The organism is Variovorax sp. AC103 (genome assembly GCF_979254005.1).
Genome location: NZ_CEEDFC010000114.1, coordinates 1 through 234, shown reverse-complemented (window position 1 = coordinate 234; position 234 = coordinate 1). Strand labels below are relative to the sequence as shown.

The following is a 234-nucleotide window of genomic DNA, read 5'->3' as shown; positions in this document are numbered from 1 at the left end:
GGCCTGGGAGGACCGGATCCGCAAATGCAAGGTGTGGTGCAGGCACTTCTCACCCAGCCTGACGCCTTCGACATGATGCGTCAGTTTTACACCGAGGAAATTTTGGCCCCAGTTGTCAATTTACTCATTCCCCGATTCGGTGCAGAAGAGGCGGGGATACGGGCCTCTCTTGGACTCTCGCAATTGCTGGGGATTTTCACGGCTCGCTACGTCATTGGGTTGCAGTCCCTAGCA

At 56.0% G+C, this 234-nt stretch carries 1 protein-coding gene; it reads left to right on the top strand.

Going from position 1 to position 234, the window contains the following annotated elements:
- Positions 1-24 precede the first annotated feature (24 nt).
- Positions 25-234, top strand: a 210-nt coding sequence (locus AC0IYU_RS35020) for a TetR/AcrR family transcriptional regulator (protein WP_472127012.1), incomplete at its 3' end; no start/stop codon positions are given.